The sequence below is a fragment of the Actinoplanes aureus genome (assembly GCF_015704865.1).
Classification (GTDB): Bacteria; Actinomycetota; Actinomycetes; order Mycobacteriales; family Micromonosporaceae; genus Actinoplanes; species Actinoplanes aureus.
On the sequence record NZ_JADQTO010000004.1, the window covers coordinates 481579 to 500941 of the forward strand.

21 protein-coding genes and 3 tRNA genes are annotated in these 19363 nt (G+C 70.4%); 14 read left to right on the plus strand and 10 right to left on the minus strand.

Translation table 11 applies throughout. From position 1 onward, the window contains the following. Window positions 1-68 precede the first annotated feature (68 nt). Window positions 69-1166, plus strand: a complete 1098-nt coding sequence (locus I4J89_RS10965; protein WP_196413765.1) for a branched-chain amino acid aminotransferase — start codon at window positions 69-71, stop codon at window positions 1164-1166. Window positions 1167-1268: 102 nt separating this feature from the next. Here the strand turns inward: I4J89_RS10965 and I4J89_RS10970 are convergent, their stop codons facing one another. After that, complete coding sequence (locus tag I4J89_RS10970) at window positions 1269-2393, minus strand: glycosyltransferase (RefSeq protein WP_196413766.1); 1125 nt, start codon at window positions 2391-2393, stop codon at window positions 1269-1271. 35 nt (window positions 2394-2428) lie between these two features. Beyond that, window positions 2429-3175, minus strand: a complete 747-nt coding sequence (locus I4J89_RS10975) for a tyrosine-protein phosphatase (protein ID WP_196413767.1) — start codon at window positions 3173-3175, stop codon at window positions 2429-2431. 203 nt (window positions 3176-3378) lie between these two features. On the opposite strand from I4J89_RS10975, the gene cimA reads away from it, so the two are divergent. After that, entirely contained in the window at window positions 3379-4965 is a 1587-nt protein-coding gene (cimA, locus tag I4J89_RS10980) for a citramalate synthase (protein WP_196413768.1), read from the plus strand. 55 nt (window positions 4966-5020) lie between these two features. Here the strand turns inward: cimA and thrS are convergent, their stop codons facing one another. The 5 genes from thrS to I4J89_RS11005 all read right to left on the minus strand — a co-directional run bounded on the left by thrS (window position 5021) and on the right by I4J89_RS11005 (window position 10703). Continuing rightward, window positions 5021-6232 carry a threonine--tRNA ligase gene (gene thrS / locus I4J89_RS10985; RefSeq protein ID WP_196413769.1) on the minus strand — a complete coding sequence of 404 codons (1212 nt, stop codon included), beginning with the start codon at window positions 6230-6232 and terminating at the stop codon, window positions 5021-5023. Between the two features lie 155 nt (window positions 6233-6387). Continuing rightward, on the minus strand, window positions 6388-6918 hold the full coding sequence (locus I4J89_RS10990) for a GNAT family N-acetyltransferase (RefSeq protein WP_196413899.1): 531 nt from the start codon (window positions 6916-6918) through the stop codon (window positions 6388-6390). Then, window positions 6918-7913: an endonuclease/exonuclease/phosphatase family protein gene (locus I4J89_RS10995; RefSeq protein WP_196413770.1), complete on the minus strand. Its 996-nt coding sequence runs from the start codon at window positions 7911-7913 to the stop codon at window positions 6918-6920. The genes I4J89_RS10990 and I4J89_RS10995 overlap by 1 nt, the downstream gene beginning before the upstream one ends. 115 nt (window positions 7914-8028) lie before the next feature. Further along, complete coding sequence (locus I4J89_RS11000) at window positions 8029-9369, minus strand: M16 family metallopeptidase (RefSeq protein ID WP_196413771.1); 1341 nt, start codon at window positions 9367-9369, stop codon at window positions 8029-8031. After that, window positions 9366-10703 carry a M16 family metallopeptidase gene (locus I4J89_RS11005; RefSeq protein ID WP_196413772.1) on the minus strand — a complete coding sequence of 446 codons (1338 nt, stop codon included), beginning with the start codon at window positions 10701-10703 and terminating at the stop codon, window positions 9366-9368. Before I4J89_RS11005 ends, I4J89_RS11000 begins: the two co-directional genes overlap by 4 nt. A 95-nt stretch (window positions 10704-10798) precedes the next feature. On the opposite strand from I4J89_RS11005, the gene arfB reads away from it, so the two are divergent. The 3 genes from arfB (at window position 10799) to I4J89_RS11020 (ending at window position 11792) form a co-directional block, all read left to right on the plus strand. After that, window positions 10799-11221: an alternative ribosome rescue aminoacyl-tRNA hydrolase ArfB gene (gene arfB / locus I4J89_RS11010; RefSeq protein ID WP_196413773.1), complete on the plus strand. Its 423-nt coding sequence runs from the start codon at window positions 10799-10801 to the stop codon at window positions 11219-11221. Window positions 11222-11294: 73 nt separating this feature from the next. Continuing rightward, window positions 11295-11504 (plus strand): hypothetical protein, encoded by a 210-nt coding sequence (locus tag I4J89_RS11015; protein WP_196413774.1) that lies wholly within the window; start codon window positions 11295-11297, stop codon window positions 11502-11504. A gap of 75 nt (window positions 11505-11579) precedes the next feature. Further along, a complete protein-coding gene (locus tag I4J89_RS11020) occupies window positions 11580-11792 on the plus strand; it encodes a hypothetical protein (protein ID WP_196413775.1) in 213 nt (70 codons plus the stop codon). A gap of 97 nt (window positions 11793-11889) precedes the next feature. Here I4J89_RS11020 and I4J89_RS11025 read toward each other — a convergent pair whose 3' ends face one another. Continuing rightward, complete coding sequence (locus tag I4J89_RS11025) at window positions 11890-12831, minus strand: 3-methyladenine DNA glycosylase (protein ID WP_196413776.1); 942 nt, start codon at window positions 12829-12831, stop codon at window positions 11890-11892. A gap of 133 nt (window positions 12832-12964) precedes the next feature. Here I4J89_RS11025 and I4J89_RS11030 point away from each other — a divergent pair, with 133 nt between their 5' ends. The 4 genes from I4J89_RS11030 to I4J89_RS11045 are packed head-to-tail and all read left to right on the plus strand — an operon-like array spanning window position 12965 to window position 15825. Continuing rightward, entirely contained in the window at window positions 12965-13900 is a 936-nt protein-coding gene (locus I4J89_RS11030; RefSeq protein ID WP_196413777.1) for an ABC transporter ATP-binding protein, read from the plus strand. Further along, complete coding sequence (locus I4J89_RS11035; protein ID WP_196413778.1) at window positions 13897-14739, plus strand: ABC transporter permease; 843 nt, start codon at window positions 13897-13899, stop codon at window positions 14737-14739. The genes I4J89_RS11030 and I4J89_RS11035 overlap by 4 nt, the downstream gene beginning before the upstream one ends. Window positions 14740-14747: 8 nt before the next feature. Next, entirely contained in the window at window positions 14748-14990 is a 243-nt protein-coding gene (locus I4J89_RS11040; protein WP_196413779.1) for a helix-turn-helix transcriptional regulator, read from the plus strand. A gap of 40 nt (window positions 14991-15030) precedes the next feature. Then, a complete protein-coding gene (locus I4J89_RS11045; protein WP_196413780.1) occupies window positions 15031-15825 on the plus strand; it encodes a fumarylacetoacetate hydrolase family protein in 795 nt (264 codons plus the stop codon). Here I4J89_RS11045 and I4J89_RS11050 read toward each other — a convergent pair. Continuing rightward, the gene (locus tag I4J89_RS11050; protein ID WP_196413781.1) at window positions 15814-16521 is read right to left on the minus strand and encodes a TetR/AcrR family transcriptional regulator; all 708 of its coding nucleotides are present in this window, start codon (window positions 16519-16521) and stop codon (window positions 15814-15816) included. The genes I4J89_RS11045 and I4J89_RS11050 overlap by 12 nt on opposite strands. 46 nt (window positions 16522-16567) lie before the next feature. Between I4J89_RS11050 and I4J89_RS11055 the strand changes: the two genes are divergently transcribed. The 5 genes from I4J89_RS11055 to I4J89_RS11075 all read left to right on the plus strand — a co-directional run bounded on the left by I4J89_RS11055 (window position 16568) and on the right by I4J89_RS11075 (window position 18657). Further along, window positions 16568-17371: an SDR family oxidoreductase gene (locus tag I4J89_RS11055; RefSeq protein WP_196413782.1), complete on the plus strand. Its 804-nt coding sequence runs from the start codon at window positions 16568-16570 to the stop codon at window positions 17369-17371. 62 nt (window positions 17372-17433) lie between these two features. Next, window positions 17434-17505, plus strand: a tRNA-Gln gene (locus I4J89_RS11060). A gap of 61 nt (window positions 17506-17566) precedes the next feature. Then, window positions 17567-17639 (plus strand) — tRNA-Glu (locus I4J89_RS11065). A 177-nt stretch (window positions 17640-17816) separates the two neighbouring features. Then, window positions 17817-17892, plus strand: a tRNA-Glu gene (locus tag I4J89_RS11070). A 93-nt stretch (window positions 17893-17985) separates the two neighbouring features. After that, window positions 17986-18657 carry an MBL fold metallo-hydrolase gene (locus tag I4J89_RS11075; protein ID WP_196413783.1) on the plus strand — a complete coding sequence of 224 codons (672 nt, stop codon included), beginning with the start codon at window positions 17986-17988 and terminating at the stop codon, window positions 18655-18657. Between the two features lie 8 nt (window positions 18658-18665). Here I4J89_RS11075 and I4J89_RS11080 read toward each other — a convergent pair whose 3' ends face one another. Next, window positions 18666-19352 carry an IclR family transcriptional regulator gene (locus tag I4J89_RS11080; protein WP_014447202.1) on the minus strand — a complete coding sequence of 229 codons (687 nt, stop codon included), beginning with the start codon at window positions 19350-19352 and terminating at the stop codon, window positions 18666-18668. Window positions 19353-19363 lie beyond the last annotated feature (11 nt).

The following is a 19363-nucleotide window of genomic DNA, read 5'->3' on the forward strand; positions in this document are numbered from 1 at the left end:
TTCATGGGGCACTACGGGTGCCCTCGCATGCTTCGATCTTTTCTTCGTAGAAAGCAGGTCTCGCTGTCATGAGCGGTGGTGACAACCTCGAATTCGAGATCCGTCCGAACCCGGCACCCGTAGGCGACGCAGAACGCGCCGCGCTGCTGGCCAACCCCGGCTTCGGCCGCATCTTCACCGACCACATGGTCACCGTTCGCTATGCCGACGGCAAGGGCTGGTATGACGCGCGCGTCGAGGCCCGTGCCCCGATCCCGATGGACCCGGCGAGCGCCGTGCTGCACTACGCCCAGGAGATCTTCGAGGGGCTGAAGGCGTACACGCTGCCGGACGGCGGTGTCGCGATGTTCCGCCCGGATGCGAACGCGGCCCGCTTCAACCAGTCCGCCGAGCGGATGGCGATGCCGGCCCTGCCCGTCGAGACGTTCCTCCGGTCACTGCACGAGATCATCGAGATCGACCGTGGCTGGATCCCGCAGGGCGAGGAGGGCAGCCTCTACCTGCGCCCGTTCGCGTACGCGAGTGAGGTCTTCCTCGGCGTCCGCCCCGCCACCGAGTATCTCTACCTGGTGATCGCCTCCCCGGTCGGGCCGTACTTCTCCGGCGGTGTGAAGCCGGTGTCCATCTGGGTCTCGCCGGACTACACCCGGGCCGCTCCCGGCGGCACCGGCGCCGCGAAGTGCGGCGGCAACTACGCCGCCGGCCTCTCGGCGCAGGCCGAGGCCGCCGAGCACGGCTGCGACCAGGTCGTCTACCTGGACGCCGTCGAGCGTAAGTACATCGACGAGCTGGGCGGCATGAACGTCTTCCTGGTCTTCGACGACGGCAGCCTGGCCACCCCGCCGCTGACCGGCACCATCCTGCCCGGCATCACCCGCGACTCGGTCATCAAGCTGGCGCGGCGGGCCGGCCGCCGGGTCGAGGAACGCCCGATCAGCCTGGACGAGTGGCGCGAGGGCGCCGCCTCCGGCCGGGTCCGCGAGGCGTTCGCCTGCGGCACCGCCGCGGTGATCACCCCGATCGGCACGATCCGGAGTCTGGACGGCGAGTTCACCGTCGCCGACGGCGGTTCCGGCGAGGTCACCATGGCCTTGCGCAAGGAACTCGTCGACATCCAGCGCGGCCGCGCCGAGGACCCCTTCAGCTGGGTGCATCGAGTTCTTTAACCCTTTTAGGGGTACGCGTCCCCCACAGTCCCCGTGCTGCCCCGCGGCCTGGGCACGGGCCCAGGCCGCAGCGCGACCGCCGGGCTGATGCGGTGGTCCCGTTCAACCCCCCAACCGCTCCAGCACAGCGCCCGCCTCGGGCAGTCCGGAAATCTCGGCCTGCACGGCGCGGGCGTTGGCGCGTAGAGCGGGCAGTTCCCCCGCGGCCTTCGCCACCGTCGCCGGGGACAGTTCGTGCGGCGGCAGGACGGTGGCCACACCGGCCGCCGCCGCCCGCGCGGAGTTGACGAACTGGTCGGCACCCTGCGGCAGGATCAGGTGCGGCAGCCCGTGACAGAGCGCCGCCACGATCGTCCCGGCCCCGCCCTGGGTGACCAGCCCGGCGCAGTGCGGCAGCAGCAGGGCGTGCGGCACGAAGTCGGTGACCAGCACATTCGACGGCTGCGGGCCGAGTCTCGCCGGATCGCTGCCGGGGCCGAGCGCGACGACCACGTTGACGGGCAGATCCCGCAGCCCGGCGAGCGCCGTCTGGAACACCTCGGTCGCGCCGAAGAAGAGCGTTCCGAGGGTCAGGTGCAGCGTCGTCTCGTACGGAAGTGTGGAGAGATCCCACGGCAGCCGCTCGCCCGGCAGCACCTCGCCGGAGGTGGGCCGCAGGGCCCACCGGTCGCGGAACGCCGCGACCGCGTCGTCCTGCAGGGACGGAGGGCAGTTGTCCAGGTAGGGAACGCCGAGGATGTGGTCCGCCACGTTCCACCGCTCGCAGAGTTCCGGGTACCGGGCACCGAACCAGTCCCAGGCCTCGGCCGGGAGCGGGCCGAGCCCGTGCACCACGTGACGGGCGCCGGTCCGGGCCGCCGCTATCGCACCGGCCAGTTCCGTGATCGGGTGCACGACCAGGTCCGGCCGCCACTGCTCGGCACGCGGGACCAGGTTCCCGGCCCGCCGGAACGCGGCCGCCCCGAACATGCCGGAGATGATGGCCGGCATGCGCTCCTCCGGCGGCAACGCGGCGGGGTTCACGCCGCTCGCCCGGAAGTCCGCATCCGCCTCCGCCCGGCTCGGGCCGACGTCCCAGGTGGGAATGCCACGCCGGGCCGCCTCGGCGACACCCTCGGCGCCGGAGGCGAGGACCACGTCGTGCCCGGCCTGCTGAGCGGCGCGGATCATCGGGAGCAGCGGAAGCAGGTGACCGTGCGCGGGCCAGGTGCTGAAGAGGATGCGCATCCCTCCAGCAGAACCCGCCCGCGCCGTTACGTCAGTCAGTTCTCGGTCAGCAGGTGTCCCCGCATCGCGGCGATCTCGTCGGCGCTGATGCCGATCTCCTTGGCGTACGCCTCGACCGTGCCGTGCCGTTCGTGTAGATCGTTCAGGAACATCAGCATGGCCTCCGGCGGCGAGTCGAACATGTGCTCGTTGCCGAGGACCGCCTCCGGGTTGTGCTCCAGCAGGTATTTCGTGAGCGGGCGCATCGCCTCGGTGGTCAGCGCGTAGTCCGCGGCGATCACCTCGTCCTCGACGCCGAGCAGCGACAGGGTCAGCGCGCAGACGGTGCCGGTCCGGTCCTTGCCGGCCATGCAGTGCACCACGACCGGGGCGGCCTCCGGGTCGGCGATCAGCCGCAGCGAGTCGGCGATGGCCTCCCGCCCGTCCTCGGCGAAGTTCAGGTAGCGGTCGGCCAGCCAGCGCTCGTGCAGGGTGTCCTCGTCGTGCTCGACCTCTTCCCAGTCCACGTGCCGCAGCACCAGATTCCGGTAGTCGACACCGTGCTCGTCGGCCACCCGGCCGAACTTCTCGACCTCGAAGGGCCGCCGCAGGTCGATCACCGTGCGTACGCCCAGCGCCGCGAAGGCCTCCGCGTCGCCGTCGTTGAGCCGGTGCAGCGAGTCGGCCCGGAACAGCCGCCGCCAGCGCACGGTCCGGCCGTCCAGACCGGCGTATCCGCCCACGTCACGGAAGTTGTACGCCTTCGAGAAAGGCAGGTTTCGTGAATACGATTCAGCCGACACGCCCCCAACTTAGTCTCGATAGTTGGAACAGCGCTTCCCACGAACCCGGTTAGTGGCATGCTTCATCTCGTGACCCACTCCGTGCTCATTATTGGCACCTAGCGCGCCGGCCGACGTTCTTCGCCGACGCGCAGACCTCCCGCATCCGCGGGGGGTCTTTTTGTTGTGGTGGTGGGTGATCAACTCGAGAGGACTGCCTTCCGATGAACTACCAGGTGTTCGACACGACGCTGCGCGACGGCGGGCAGCGCGAGGGAATCAGCTACACGGTCGCCGACAAGCTCGCCGTCGCGCGCCTGCTGGACGAGTTCGGGGTGGGCTTCATCGAGGGCGGCTGGCCGGGCGCCATGCCCAAGGACACCGAGTTCTTCGAACGAGCGAAGACCGAGCTGGAGCTGCGGCACGCGGTGCTTGTCGCGTTCGGCGCGACCCGCAAGGCCGGTGTCGACGTGGCCGCCGACCCGCAGGTGAAGGCGCTGCTGGACGCCGGGACCCCGGTGGTCTGCGTGGTCGCGAAGTCGGACATCCGGCACGTGGAGCGGGCGCTGCGCACCACCGGGGACGAGAACCTGGCGATGGTCCGGGACACTGTCCGGCACCTGGTCGCGAATGGACGGCGGGCGTTCGTGGACTGTGAGCACTTCTTCGACGGCTTCCGCTACGACCCGGCCTACACCGCGAGCGTGGTGCAGGCCGCGATCGAGGCCGGCGCCGAGCGGGTCGTCATGTGCGACACCAACGGCGGCATGCTCCCCTCGATGATCACCAAGGCGATCAACGAGGTGGTCTCGCTGACCGGCGTCAGCCCGGAACAGCTCGGCATCCACTGCCAGAACGACACCGCCTGCGCGGTGGCCAACACCGTCGCCGCCGTCGAGGCCGGCGTCAAGCACTTCCAGTGCACCGCCAACGGCTACGGCGAGCGTCCCGGCAACGCCGACCTGTTCGCCGTGGTCAGCAACCTGCAACTCAAGCTCGGGCTGAAGGTCCTACCGGACGGATGCCTGGAGAAGGCGACGCGGGTCTCCACCGCGCTCGCCGAGATCGCCAACATCGCCCCCGACACCCACCAGGCCTACGTCGGGGCCGCGGCATTCGCTCACAAGGCGGGGCTGCACGCGAGCGCGATCAAGGTGGATCCGCTGCTGTACAACCACGTCGACCCGTCGGTTGTCGGCAACGACATGCGGATCCTGGTTACCGAGATGGCCGGCCGGGCCAGCATCGAGCTCAAGAGCCGTGAGCTCGGACTGGACCTGGCCGGCCACCCGGACACCCTGACGAAGGTGACCCAGAAGGTCAAGGACCTGGAGGCCGGCGGCTGGTCGTTCGAGGCCGCCGACGCCTCGTTCGAGTTGCTGGTCCGCAGCGAACTGCCCGGCGCCGACGTGGCCCGGCCGTTCACCCTGGAGTCCTACCGGGTGCTGGTCGAGCACCGCGAGGACGGCACGGTCATCTCCGAGGCCACCGTCAAGGTCCGGGTACGCGGCGAGCGGGTGATCGCCACGGCCGAGGGCAACGGTCCGGTCAACGCCCTCGACGAGGCGCTGCGTGTCGCGCTCTCCAACCACTACCCGCACCTCAAGTCGTTCGAGTTGACCGACTACAAGGTGCGGATCCTGGAAGGCAGCCACGGCACCAACGCGATCACCCGGGTGCTGCTGGAGACCAGCAACCACACCGGCGAGTGGACCACGGTCGGCGTACACGAGAACATCGTCGAGGCCAGCTGGACCGCCCTCGTCGACGCCCTGACCTACGGCCTGGCCCGCACCACAACCACAGTCTGAGGCCCAACCCCAGTGCTGCCTCAGGACCGGTGAGGCAGCACTGGGGTTGGGCTGTTTAGAGGGCTGGGCTGCGGGCGGCGGCGACTGACGCGATCAGCGCGATCGCGTCCGCCCCCGGCATCGGGTCGAGCTGCCGGCCGTCGCGCAACCGCAGCGCCACCCGGCCGTCAGCGGCCTCCCGGCCGCCGATAACCGCGACGTACGGAATCTTGCGTCCGGCCGCGTCCCGGATGCGGGCGCCTACCGATCCGTCGTGATGAACCTCGGCCCGTAGTCCGGCGGCGAGCGCGTTCTGAGCGAAGTCCCGCGCCGCCGCGTCCTGTTCGGCGCCGATCGGCAGCACGTCCAGCTGCACCGGCGCGTACCAGACCGGGAACGCGCCGCCGTGCACCTCGATCAGATGCCCGAAGAGCCGCTCCATCGACCCGGCCAGGCTGCGGTGCACCATCACCGGCCGGGACCGCCCGCCACTCGCGTCGGCGTACTCCAGCTCGAACCGTTCCGGCTGGTGGTAGTCGATCTGCACGGTGGCGAGGCTCCACTCCCGGCCGGCCGGGTCGGCGATCTGCATGTCGATCTTCGGACCGTAGAACGCGGCTTCGCCGGGCGCGTCCGCGTACCGAATATCGGCGTTGGAAAGCGCGTCGCGCAGCAGCGCCTCGGAGCGTGCCCAGCCCGCGTCGTTCCCGCCGTATCTCCCGCCGGCGCCGCGCAGCGAGAGCCGGTACGACACCGGCCCGAGACCGAGCGCGGCATGCGCGTCGCGCATCAGCCGCAGTACCCCGGCGACCTCGTCGCCGGCCCGTTCCTCCGGGCAGAAGATGTGCGCGTCGTTGAGCAGGATGGACCGGACCCGGGAGAGCCCGCCGAGCACGCCGGACCGTTCCGCCCGGTACATCGGGCCCAGCTCGGCGATCCGTAACGGCAGATCGCGGTACGACCGCTGGCGTGCCTTGAAGATCAGGGCGTGGTGCGGGCAGAGGCTGGGCCGCAGCACCAGTTCGTCGTCGCCGACCCGCATCGGCGGGAACATGTCGTCGGCGAACTTGTCCCAGTGGCCGGAGAGCTCGAACATCCGGCGTTTGCCCAGGGCGGGCGAGTACACGTGGTGGTAGCCGGCGCGTCGCTCCAGCTCGTACAGGTAGGACTCGATCTCGTGCCGGGCGGCCGCGCCGCCCGGCAGCCAGAACGGCAGACCGGCGCCGATCAGCGGGTCGGAATCGAAAAGGTCCAGCTCGCGGCCGAGCCGGCGGTGGTCGATGGACATCGGAGGTCTCCTCGGGTCGGTGAGCGACACACCGAGGAAGCAGAACGGCCCCGGGCATATCGCCCGGGGCCGTGTCGTCACTGAGAGGTCAGCGGAGACTAACGCCGGGACGTGCCGGCGTCGTCGTGACTGCGCTGATCCTCATGCCGCCGATGCTAGGCCCCGCCCGGTCCCGCCGCGAGCCAGTTTTCGGCGAGGAGCTGGAAGAGGTAGTGGTCCTGCCACTCGCCGGCGATCCGCAGGTAGCGCGGCGCCATGCCGATCCGTTCGAAGCCGTTGCGCTCCAGCACGCGCCGCGACCGTACGTTGTGCAGCAGCGTCGCCGCCTCGACCCGGTGCAGGCCGTGCTCGGTGAAGGCGGCCCGGACGATCGCCGCGACGGCCGCGCTGGCCACACCGCGACCGGCGGTCTCCTCGGCGACCCAGTAGCCGAGGCTCGCCGACAGGAACGGGCCGCGGACCACGTTGGAGAGGGTGACCCGGCCCACGACCCGGCCGTCCACGACGATCACGTACGGCAACGCGTCGTCCTTACCCAACACGTCGGCGATGAGCCGCCGCTGCCCGTACTCGGTGTAGTAGCTCTCGTCGCGGATCGGGTCCCACGGCTCCAGGTAGGCCCGGTTCGCCCGGACCAGCGCGGCCAGAGGACCGGCATCGTCGACGGTGACCCGCCGGATCTCGATCACGAGGCCGCCGGGACGGTGAGCGAGGCGTACACCGCGCGGTGGTCGGAGTCGGTCACGTCGTGCACGTCCACCTCGCGCACCCCGATCCGCTCGTCGACCAGCACGTGGTCGATGGTCACCAGCCCGTTCGATCCTCCCCGGGACGGCCAGCTGGGGACGAGACCGTCGCCCACGGCGTCGGCGGCGTCCCGGTAACCGGTCGCGATCAGCTCACGCAGCACCTTATGGTCCAGCGTCGCGTTGAAGTCGCCGAGCAGGATCCGCGGCGTGGCGGCCGGGTCGGCGGGCAGCTGCTCACGGATGTCGGTGCTCCAGCCGGCGAACATGGTCGGGTGGGCCGGGGCCAGCGGGTGCACCGACTCCACGTAGACCGGGGCGGCGCCGGTCGGCTGGATCGTCGCGTACGCCTGCTGGAAGCCGCCGCCGTTGCGCCGCGACCCCTGATCGGTCATCGGGTAGCGGGAGTAGAGGCCGGAGCCGCTCGCGCCGTACTCCGGTGCCAGCTGCTGGTAGGGCAGCAGCTCCGCGATGCCGGCCGCCTTCAGGGCCGCCTCGCCGCGCGGGGTGAACTCCTGCACGGCGAGCACGGCGACGTCGTTGTCCCGGACCATCTGTACGATCTGCGCCGGGTCGGCTCCGCTGAACAGCAGGTTGGCGGTCAGCACCCGCAGCTCGACGCCCTCGGACGGGCCCTTGTCGAAGTCCGGCAGGGCGCGCGGCAGCACGCACACGGCCATGCCGAAGGCGACCACGCCGGCCACCGCGGCGATCGGCCACCGCTTGGTGATCAGGGCGATCAGGAACGGGATCCAGGTCCACGCCGCGACGAAGGGCGTACCGGCGAACAGCATGATCAACAAGCCGCGTTCGAGCCCGAAGACCCGTCCCAGGAACCAGAGCGCCCCGGGCGCCACAAGCAGCCAGAGCAGGACGGAAAGGACGATTCGGCGCTTGGCCGGGCGTTTCTCGAGCGGCGCGTCGGTGATCGTCATGGCGGCAAAGTTATCTGGGCCTCGCTAACAGCATGCTGTGAACGCGGTTTACATCACACCATCGACGGCGATGGCTGCCCGGGGCCGCGGCGCGCCACGACCCCGGGTCCCACCGTCAGACGTCGGCGTCCACCAGATCGCCGAACTCCGCCAGATCGTCCCGGATGACGGCACCGTCACCCTCCACGACCAGGGTCAGCCCGTCCACCGCGAGGTGCCGTCCGGCGGCCGCGGAGACCTGCTCCACGGTCGCCTCCAGGTACTCCCTGCGCAGCGTCTCGTAGTAGTCGTCCGGCAGGCCGTGCACCACCAGCGAGGCCAGCGCCCCGGCGATCGCACCCGGCGTCTGCATCTCCACACTCAGCTGACCGGCTCGCCAGGAGCGGGCCACCTCCAGCTCCGCCTCGGTGACGCCCTCCCGCTGAGTGCGGGCGATCTCGCCGAGGGTGTCCTTGATCGCCGGGCCGGTCACCGCGGTCTGCACCCCGGCGGCCACCTCGAACCGGCCCGAGCGGCGGGTCATCGCGTACGACCCACGGATCCCGTACGTGTAGCCCTTCACCTCGCGGATCAGGTGGTTCAGCCGGGACGTGAACGCGCCGCCCAGCACGGTCGCGGCGAGCGTCATCGCCACGTAGTCCGGGGTGGCCCGCTCGGGAGCCCGGTGCCCGATCCGCAGCGTCGACTGCACCGAGCCGGGCCGGTCCACCAGCAGCGTGCGTACCCGGTCCGGTACCGGCACGCCCAGCGGGCCCTCCTTCTCCTGTGGCGCGCCGGAGGTATCGGTGAACGCGGCCTCGGCCAGGACGTCCAGGTCGAGCGCGTCCAGATCCCCGGCCACCAGCAGCACACCGGGACGCAGCATCCACGACTCGTGGAAGGCGAGCACGTCCTCGACGGTGACCGCGGCGACGCTCGCCGGGTCGCCGTGCAGCGGACGGGAGTAGCGCCCGTCCGCGCTGAAGAGGTCCTTTCGCAGCGCCGCGTCCGCACGCGGCCCGGGCTGCGCCCAGTCCATCCGCAGCGCGGTCACCTCGTCGTCGCGCACGCGCGCGACATCCGCGGCGTCCAGCTTCGGCGTGCGCGCGGCCTCGGCGGCCAGGCGCACGGCGTCGGCCAGCATCGGTACGGGCGCCGAGACACCCACCCGGAAGGCGTCCCAGTCCACCGACGGGGACAGTTCGGCGCCGAGTCCCTCCAGCGCCAGCGCGTACGCCGCCGAGTCGCGCCGCTTCGTCCCCTCCTCCAGGCACTTGGCGAGCACCGTCGCGGTGCCCTCGCGGCCGTCGGTCTCCCGGGCCGCACTCGCGTCGAGCAGCAGCACGGCGCTCGCGAGGATCTGGCCGGGCAGGTGGGCGGCGATCACCGTGCCGCCGTGCGCGCTGATCCGCCGCACCGCGGGAAAGGCGTACGGGCGGGCCGGTCCCGGGTCCGGACGGGTGGTGACGAGGGTCATGAGGGCTCCCCGGGCAGGTAGGTGAGGGTGACACGGGACTCGGGCCGCAGCGTCTCGGCGGCCGCGGCGGTGACGTCGTCCGCGGTGACGGCGAGCCACTTCGGCAACCGGTCGCCGGCCGCGGCCGGATCGCCGAACTGGGTCGCGTACCGGCCCAGGGTGTCGGCCCGGCCGCCCACAGTGGAGACCTGCCGCCACCACGCGGTGGTCAGCAGCGCCTTGGCCCGGTTCAGCTCGTCCGTGGTGACCGGCTCGTCGATCAGGCTCTGCACCACCTCGGCGAGGCCGGCCTCCAGGGTGTCCACGGCGACGCCGTCCTTCGCGGTGGCCGTGATGATCAGCGGGGCCGGGGCGTGTGCCAGGTCCACACCGTACGAGCCGATGTAGTCCGGCTGCGCGATCCGCGCGCCGTCGGCCAGCCGCTGGTAGAGCCGGCTGCCCCGGCCGTTGCCGAGCACCGTCGCCAGCACCGTCATCGTGTCGTAGCCGGCCGACCCGAACGGGTACGTCCGGTGCGACAGGTAGATCCGCGGAGCGGGCACATCGGCGGTGACGGTCTCCCGCGCCGGGGTGCCGGCCGGACCGGGAAGCGTCCCGTCCGGAGCCGGCGGGATGTCCGGCACCGTGGCGATCGCGCCGAAGTACTTCTCCGCGAGCGCGAACACCTCGGCCGGCGTGGTGTCCCCGACCACCGTGAGCACGCAGTTGTTCGGCGCGTAGTACTGCTGGTGGAACGCCTTGAACGTGGCCAGGCTCGCCGCGTTCAGATCCTCCATGGACCCGATCGTGGCGTGGTGGTACGGGTGGCCCTCCGGGTAGAGCAGCGGAAGCAGGCGCAGCCACGCGTCGCCGTACGGCACGTTCTCGTACCGCTGGCGCCGCTCGTTCTTCACCACCTCGCGCTGGTTGTCCAGTGTCTCCTGGGTGAGCGCCGGGACCAGCCCGCCCATCCGGTCGGCCTCCAGCCAGAGCGCCAGCTCGAGGTGCTCGGACGGCATGGTCTCGAAGTAGTTCGTCCGGTCCGGGTTGGTGGTGGCGTTCAGCGAACCGCCGTTACCCTGCACGAGCTTCATGTGCTCGGTCTTCTTCACGTGCTGCGAACCCTCGAACATCAGATGCTCGAAGAGGTGCGCGAAGCCGGTCTGACCTGGCGGCTCGTGCCGGGAGCCGACGTCGTACCAGAGGTTGACGCAGACGACCGGTGCGGTCCGGTCCTCGCTGACGACGACGCGCAGGCCGTTCGCCAGCCGCGTGGTTTCGATGGGCCACGGATACCCGGTCGTTGCGACCGGTGCGGTTGGTGACGTCACCCGCCCATCTTGCCCTGCCGGCATCCCATCGATAACCGCGTAGCGCATGATCGTGCGCGGTGTAATGCTGGTGACGTGCTGGACGACGTACGGGCGCGGCATTCCGCAAGGGGGATCTGATGGCCGACGTGCTGATCCGGCCTGGCCTGGCCATTCCGGAGAGTGAGCTGAGCTGGCGCTTCTCGCGCTCCAGCGGACCGGGTGGCCAGGGCGTGAATACCACGGACTCGCGTGTCGAGCTGTCGTGGAACCTGCTCGCCTCCGGCCTGCTGTCACCCGCGCTGAAGGAACGCGCGGTCGAGCGGCTCGGCAGCCGGCTGGTCGACGGCGTGCTCACCATCACCGCCTCCGAGCACCGCTCCCAGCTCCGCAATCGCGAAGCTGCCGAGGCCCGCCTGGCCATGCGGGTCGGCGAGGCCATCGCGCCGCCACCCCGCCAGCGCCGCCCGACCAAGCCGTCCCGCGGCTCCGTCGAGCGCCGCATCGGCGAGAAGAAGCGCCGAGCCCAGATCAAACGCAACCGGCGCGGAGACATGGACTGACGCGGCAGCCGTTCACGGACTGTAGCGAGTCCGAACTCGCCCAAGGCGTGACGGAACGGCGGATACTGAGCCGATGGACAACTTGCCGGACAAGGGCGATGCCGAGATCATCACCATGCTGGAAGAGCGCCTGGGGCGACTCGAGCTCGCCGTTTCGCACGCCAGCTCCGCGCTCAGCGGACAGCAGGCCGAGGCGGCGGACGCGATAGACGAGGCAGTGGTCGAACACGAAGAACTCGGTTCCCTGCTCAAAGAGGTCATCCGCCGCCTGACCGGAAAGTAGCTAAGACACCGAGCGCGGCGGACTGATCGGGCGCAACTGACCGCGCGCGGCGGGTGATTTCTGGATACTCGCAGCATGGAGGACTTGACCGACAAGAGCGACAGCGACCTGATCGCCCTGCTGAAGTACGACGCCACCCACCTGCAGGACGTCGTCGACCACCTGCGGTCCGACGGCGCCGGTGATCCGGCCGAATCGATCCGCCTCCTCGATGACGCGGTCGCCACCCAGGAGGAGAACGTCGCGATCCTTCAGGAGTTCGCCCGCCGCCGCGCCGCCGCCGGCTGAATCGCGCCGGCGGTCGCGCTGGGGCCCGGCGTCGCAGGTGGCCGCGGGGGAGAGCGGGGACGGGCCGGATCGTCGGGACGGTCGTTGCCCGTACCCCTCAGCGTTGGTTGAAGGGTGCGACGGCCTCGCGGTTGCGTGCGGCGGCCTCCGGGCCGAGCAGTTCCTCGCAGACGCGGATCAGGCGGCTGCGCAGGCCGGCCGCGCGGCGGGCGAGTTCGCGCTGGCGTGCGACGTACTCGGCCTTGCCCTCGGGGGTCTCGATCTTCACCGGGGGGTGGCCGTAGGAGGCCAGGTCGTAGGGGCTGGCCTGCATGTCGAGCAGGCGGATCTCGCCGGCCAGGGCGAAGCAGTCCAGGGCGAGGGCGCCGGGCACGGCCGGGCCGAGTTTCTGCGCCCACTTGTGGACGTCCATCGCCGCGTGCAGGCAGCCGGGCTGGTCCAGGTCGACCTGGGTGGCGCGGGTGGGCTGCAGGCGGTTGAGGCCGACGGCCTCGGGGGTGAAGAAGCGGAAGGCGTCGAAGTGGGTGCAGCGGATGGTGTGCTGCTCGACCACCTTGTCGGTGCCGTCCTGGCCGAGGCGTAGCGGCAGCTCGTGGCGGTGCTCCGGCTCGCGGTAGACCATCGCCCACTCGTGCAGGCCGAAACAGCCGGAGAAGACCGGCCGGGACGCGGTCGCGGTGAGCAGACCGTGGATGTATCGCACGCTCTCGCCGCGGGCGTGCAGGAACGCGTCGACGTCCAGCGTGACCACGCCGTCGGGGTGGGTCAGATAGAACTTCAGGCCGGCGTGCTCGGCGAGCCCGTCGGGAGCCGGGGCCAGCCCGGCGCCGACGCCGGGATGCCACCGGCGCAGCAGCGACGGCCTGGTCCCGTAGTAGTCGTAGAGGAAGTCCTCGATGGCGTGCTTCTCGCCGGTCGACCGGCGGGCACGGTGGCCCGCGGTCATCTGGTCGGCGCGCTCGGCGTGCGCCCGGGCGAGGGGAATCCAGGTGACCGAGGGCAGCGTGGTGGTGAGTGCCCTCACCTGCTTGATCCCCATCGCACCAATGTATCTAGCCAAGGCGATCAACACGATCACCGTTTGGCGCGAATGAGTTCCGCCACGGCGTGGCGCGACATAGGCATACGAAAGTATGTAGCAGGTGTACTACATTCTTGATAGTGTGCTGGACATGAACGAGACGGTGCTGGCGGGTGAGGCAGGGGTCGGCCGCGGCGTGCCGATCGATGAGGCGGTTATCGAGGTTCGCGACCTGCGGATGAGCTACGGGCCGAAGGAGGTTCTGACCGGCGTCGATTTCACGGCTCACCGGGGCGAGGTGCTCGTCCTGCTCGGGCCCAACGGCGCCGGCAAGACCACCACCATCGAGATCCTGGAGGGCTTTCGCCGGCGGTCCGGTGGTGCCGTTCGGGTGCTCGGCGTCGACCCGGAGCAGGGAGCGGAGCAGTGGCGGGCCCGCCTCGGTGTGGTGCTCCAGTCCTGGCGTGACCACAGCAAGTGGAAGGTCCGGGAGTTGCTGGAGCACCTCGGCGCCTACTACTCGGTCTACTCCACGGCTGATCGCCCCCGGCCCTGGCCGGTCGACGAGCTGCTCGAGGTGGTCGGGCTGACCGAGTCGGCGGGCACGAAGATCGCCCGGCTCTCCGGTGGCCAGCGGCGCCGCCTCGACGTGGCGATCGGCATCGTGGGGCACCCCGAGCTGCTCTTCCTCGACGAGCCGACGGTCGGCTTCGACCCGGAGGCGCGGCGCGAGTTCCATGATCTGGTGCACCGGCTGACCGATGTGGACGAGACCACGATCATGCTCACCACACACGATCTCGACGAGGCGGAGAAACTGGCCGACCGCATCCTGATCCTCTCCGGCGGGCGGATCGCGGCGGCCGGCTCGGCCGACGAGCTGTCCCGGCAGGTGTCCGGCGAGACGGAGATCCGCTGGACCCGGGACGGGCAGCGGTTCGTGCACTCGGCGGCGGAGGCGACGGGCTTCGTGCGGGAGCTGTTCCGCCAGCACGGCGACGCGATCGGTGACCTCGAGGTGCGGCGGAGCAGCCTCGAGGAGACGTACATGAAGTTGGTCCGCGAGGCTGAGGGGAGCGCGCGATGATCCGGGTGGTTCGGCTGGGTCTGAGCCGAGGGCTGATCGAGCTGCGGCAGACCGTGAGCAGCGGGACGGATCTGTTCGGCTACTTCCTACCCGCGGTGTTCCTGGTGATCGCGCTGATCTGGATGCGCGACAGCACGATCCCCGGGACCGAGTTCGCCCTGGGTGCGCACAGTCTGGTCGGTTCGATGGCGATGCTCATCGTGATCAGCGGACTCATGAGCATGATGCAGTACCTGACGATGGACCGGGAGGACGGCACGCTGCTGCGGGCGAAGGCCACGCCCAACGGGATGACCGGCTACCTGATCGGCAAGATCGTGCTGGTTGCCGGGGTGGCCGTGATCAGCTGCCTCTTCGTCCTGGTGCCCGGCCTCTTCCTGGTGGACGGCCTGACCCTCGGCGCCGACGGGTTGCTGGTTCTGCTCTGGCTCGTGCCCCTGGCCTTCCTGGCGACCATGCCGCTGGGCGCGGTGCTCGGCGCGCTGTTCGAAAACCCGCGCCAGGCGTCGCTGATGATGCTGCCGATCATCGGACTGACCGCGGTCTCCGGCGTCTTCTATCCGATCACCGCACTGGCCGGCTGGGTGCAGGGCGTCGCCCAGGTCTTCCCGGTCTACTGGTTAGGGTTGGGCCTGCGATCGGCCTTCCTGCCGGATGCCCTGGTGGCCGCGGAGCTCGGCGGCACCTGGCGGCATCTGGAGACTTTCGGGGTGCTGGCGGCGTGGTCGGTGGCCGGGCTGGCCCTGGCGCCTGGCATTCTGCGCCGGATGGCTCGCCGGGAGTCCGGCTCCGCGGTGGCGGCCCGTCGCGAGCGGGCGATGACCCGAATGACTGTTTGAGGGAGTCGATGGGCAGCGAGGTCACGTACAACCGGATCGCCATGCTGCGGGCCGAGCGGGGCATCACCCGCCGGCAGCTGGCGGACGCCCTCGGCGTGCACTACCAGACCGTCGGATACCTGGAGCGCGGCGAGTTCAGCCCGAGCCTGCACCTGGCGTTGCGCATCTGTGAGTACTTCGAGGTACCGGTCGAGGTGGTCTTCGCCCTGGAGCCGTTCCCGCGGCTCGGTGCGGAGACCCGCCCGGCGTAGATTCCGGGGGAGTCCGTTCCTTCGAAGAGGGGTTAATCCCGTGCGCTTCGCCCGTTTTGTTCATGCCGCTGGGGTCTCGTTCGGCGTCGTCGAGGGCGATGGCTCCTCCGGCCTGACGGTCGCCGAGATCAGCAGCCTGCCGTTCGAGAAGGTGGTCTTCACCGGCCAGCGGTGGGCGCTCCCGGACGTACGCCTGCTCGCGCCGATCTTCTCCAGCAAGGTGATCGGGATCGGCCGCAACTACGCCGACCACGCGGCCGAGCTGGGCAACGAGGTGCCCAAGGAGCCGCTCATCTTCATCAAGCCGTCCACCTCGGTGATCGGGCCGAACGACGCGATCCGGATCCCCAGCGTCACCAGCCGGGTGGAGGAGGAGGCCGAGCTCGCCGTGGTGATCGGCGCCACCGGCGCACGGCGGGTCGACCGGGCCGGCGCCGAGAAGGCGATCTTCGGCTACACCTGCGGCAACGACGTGACCGCGCGGGACCTGCAGCGCAAGGACCCGCAGTGGACCCGCGCCAAGGGCTTCGACTCGTTCTGCCCGCTCGGCCCGTGGATCGAGACCGAGCTCGACGTGAGCGACCTCGAGGTGCGGTGCGAGGTGGGGCGCGACCCGAACAACATGGAGGTGCGCCAGATCGGGCGGACCAAGGACATGGTCTTCGACATCCCCAGCCTGGTCTCGTACGTGTCGCACGTGATGACGCTGCTCCCCGGTGATGTGATCCTGACCGGTACGCCGGCCGGGGTCAGCCAGATCGTGCCGGGTGACACGGTGTCGGTGAGTGTCCAGGGCATCGGCGAGCTGCGGAACCCGGTCGTCTCACTCGACTGACCGCTCGATCCCGTCCAGGAGCAGGTCCAGGCCGTACCCGAACGCGTCCTGGGTCTGCTCCTCGAAGCCGCCGGCGTTCCAGAGGGCCGTCATCGCCGGATGCTCCTCCACGTCGAACCACTTCTCCCAGAACTCGCCGTGCGCGTGCCACCACGACTCGGTGGTCTGGCCGCTGGCCTGCCGCAGCCGCTCGTCCTCACCGGCCTCCCGGGCGAACGCGTAGACGAACGCGGTCACGGCCAGCGCCGCCCGGTTTATCCGGTCCACCGGCAGGCCCCGGTCGGTCATCGCGGCGATCATGAACTCGCGCTCGGCGAGCATCCCCGGCCCGAGCGGCGGCCGCACCAGCGACACCTCGGTCAGCCAGGGGTGTGCGACGTACATCGCCCGCGTGCCGGCGGCGAAGTGCGCGATCGATGCCCGCCAGTTCTCGGATCTGGTCAGCTCACGGGCGGCGAGCACCTCGTCGACCATCAGGTCGATCAGATCCGCGCGGGACGGCACATAGGTGTAGAGCGTCATCGTCGCCACCCCGAGATCGGCCGCGACCCGGGCCATCGAGGCCGCTTCCAGGCCCTCCGCGTCTGCGACGCGGATCGCGGCGGCCAGCACCGCGTCGACGCTGAGGCGCGGCGGGCGCCCGGCGGCCTTGCGGGCGGGCAGGCTCCGCCGCCAGAGCAATGGAAAGTTCACCATGATTCCGTATACCCTACGGGAAACAGTTTCCGTAGGGGGTACGAGAATGAAGATCTTGGTTACCGGCGCTACCGGAAACGTCGGCCGCATGGTCGTCGACGAGCTGCTCGCCCGCGGTGCCACGGACGTGCGGGCCCTCACCAACGACCCGGCGAAGGCGCAGCTGCCGCCCGGCGTCGAGGTGGCGCGCGGCTTCCTCGGCCGGCTCGAGACCCTGCCCGACGCCCTGGCGGGCGTCGAGAAGATGTATCTCGCGCCGCATCCCGCCACCGTGTTCGAGGTGTGCCGGCTGGCAGCCGACGCGGGGGTACGCCAGATCGTCGACATGGCCGGGGCCAAGGGTGGCACCTGGCAGGTCATCGAGGACGGGGTGGAGGCGTCCGGGGTGGCGTACACGCACCTGGAGCCCGGCGAGTTCATGGCCAACTCGGAGCTGTGGTCGGCGCAGATCGCCGCCGGAGACGTGGTGCGGGACGCGTACGGGGACGTGGTGAACGCGCCGATCGCCCAGGAGGACATCGCGGCCGTGGCCGCCGAGGTGCTGCTGTCCGACCGGCATGCCGGCCGGTCCTACGAGCTGACCGGTCCGGAAGCGCTAAGCCGCCGGCAGATGGTCGCGGCGATCGGGCGGGCGCTCGGCCGCGATCTGACCTACGTCGAGCTGACCGGGTCCGAGGCGCGGGCGCACTTCGAGTCGATCATGGGGGAGTACGGCGAGTGGTACCTCGACGGCCTGGCACAGCTGGCCGACCACCCGCAGGCCGCGGTATCGACCGTGGCCGACCTGCTGGGCCGTCCGGCGATGGCCTACGAAGAGTGGGCACGTCGTCACGCGGATCTGTTTCGGTAACCCGATTTGGCGGGCCGGTAGGCCTCGGGTAAAGTTCTCCCCGGCGCGGCAAGCCGGGCCAATGGGGTATGGGGTAATTGGCAGCCCGACTGATTCTGGTTCAGTTAGTCTAGGTTCGAGTCCTGGTACCCCAGCGCTGGCTCTCCCCCGGGAGAGCGGCGCTGGATCTCTGGTAGGTCCAGCAACGGAAGTTCTGGTCCCGTCGTCTAGCGGCCTAGGACGCCGCCCTCTCAAGGCGGTAGCGAGGGTTCGAATCCCTTCGGGACTACATCGGTGAACGGCCCGCATCTTCGGATGCGGGCCGTTGCGCGTTCCCCCGGCCCAACCCCACTGCTGCCTCACGACCGTCGAGGCAGCAGTGGGGTTGGGCCGAGGGCTGCACCCGGCTTCGGGTGCGGGAGCGGCCCTGATAGAGTTCAGCCCGCCGCTGAAGGTAAGCGGCTCTGGTCCCGTCGTCTAGCGGCCTAGGACGCCGCCCTCTCAAGGCGGTAGCGAGGGTTCGAATCCCTTCGGGACTACCAGGAAAGAAACGGCCCGCACCGATCTGGTGCGGGCCGTTCTGCTGTGCGGAGAGCAACGCGGCCGGAAAGCGGAATTCCGGAAATACTTCGACGATGGCCGACATCACAGTGCGACGGGTCGACTTCGGATACTTCGTGCGCCCGGCCGGGGAGACCGGCACCGGCTCCCCGCGGGTCGAGCCGGCGCTCGGCTATCTGATCGATCATCCGCGAGGGCGGCTGCTGGTGGACACCGGCATGGGCAGCCATCCGGACGTGGACGCCCACTATCAACCCCACCGGGTCCCGCTGGCAGCGGCGGTCGCGGCCGCGGGCATCACGCTCACCGATATTCGGTACGTGGTGAACTGTCATCTTCACTTCGACCACTGCGGCGGGAACCCGGAGCTGGCCGGGACGCCCGTCTTCACCCAGCGGTCCGAGCTGACCACCGCCCGGACGGTGACCGGCCACACGCTGCCGGAACTCGTGGACTTCGCCGGTGCCCGTTACGAGGAACTGGACGGTGAGGCCGAGATCCTGCCCGGTGTCCTGGTCGTACCCACCCCGGGCCACACCGCCGGCCATCAGTCGGTGGTGGTGACCACCGGCGATGGAACGGTCATCGTGGCCGGGCAGAGCCACGACCACGCGACCGCCTTCACCGGCGACGTGCTGGCCCGCCGGGCCGGGGTCGGAATCACCCCGGCCTGGCTCGGCCGCCTGCTGGAACTCGACCCGGAGCGAGTCGTCTTCGCACACGACAACGCGGTCTGGACGCCCTAGCCGGGCGGTTACAGGCCGGACAGCCGCTGGCCGGCCCGGACGACCGCCATCGCGTGCCGCTCGCCGGGGCGGCGGCCGAGGCGTTCGATCGGACCGCTTATCGAGATGGACGCGATGACCCGGCCGGTCCGGTCGCGGATCGGCGCGGAGACGCTTGCCACACCGGGCTCGCGCTCGGCGACGCTCTGCGCCCAGCCGCGGCGGCGGACCTCGGCCAGCGTGCGGCCGGTGAACTTGCAGCGGGGCAGCAGCGGCATGACCGCCTCGGGCGGCTCCCAGGCCAGCAGGATCTGGGCCGCCGAACCGGCCACCATGGGCAGCACCGAGCCGACCGGGACGGTGTCGCGCAGGCCGCTGGCACGCTCGGCCGCGGCCACGCAGATACGCTCATCGGCACGGCGCAGGTAGAGCTGAGCGCTCTCGCCGGTGGCGTCGCGCAGCGCGGACAGCAGCGGTTCGGCCGCGGTCAGCAGAACGTCTGGTGCGGCATTGGCCAACTCGCCCAATCTCGGTCCGGGACGCCATCTTCCTTGAGTGTCCCGGACCAGCATCCGATGGATCTCCAGCGCCTGCGCCAGGCGATGCGCGGTTGCCCGCGGCAGCTTGGTGCGCTCGACGAGTTCGGCCAGGCTGGCGCCGTCGACACATGCGGCGAGAATGACAACCGCCTTGTCGAGAACGCCGACACCGCTCATACTGTGTCCCA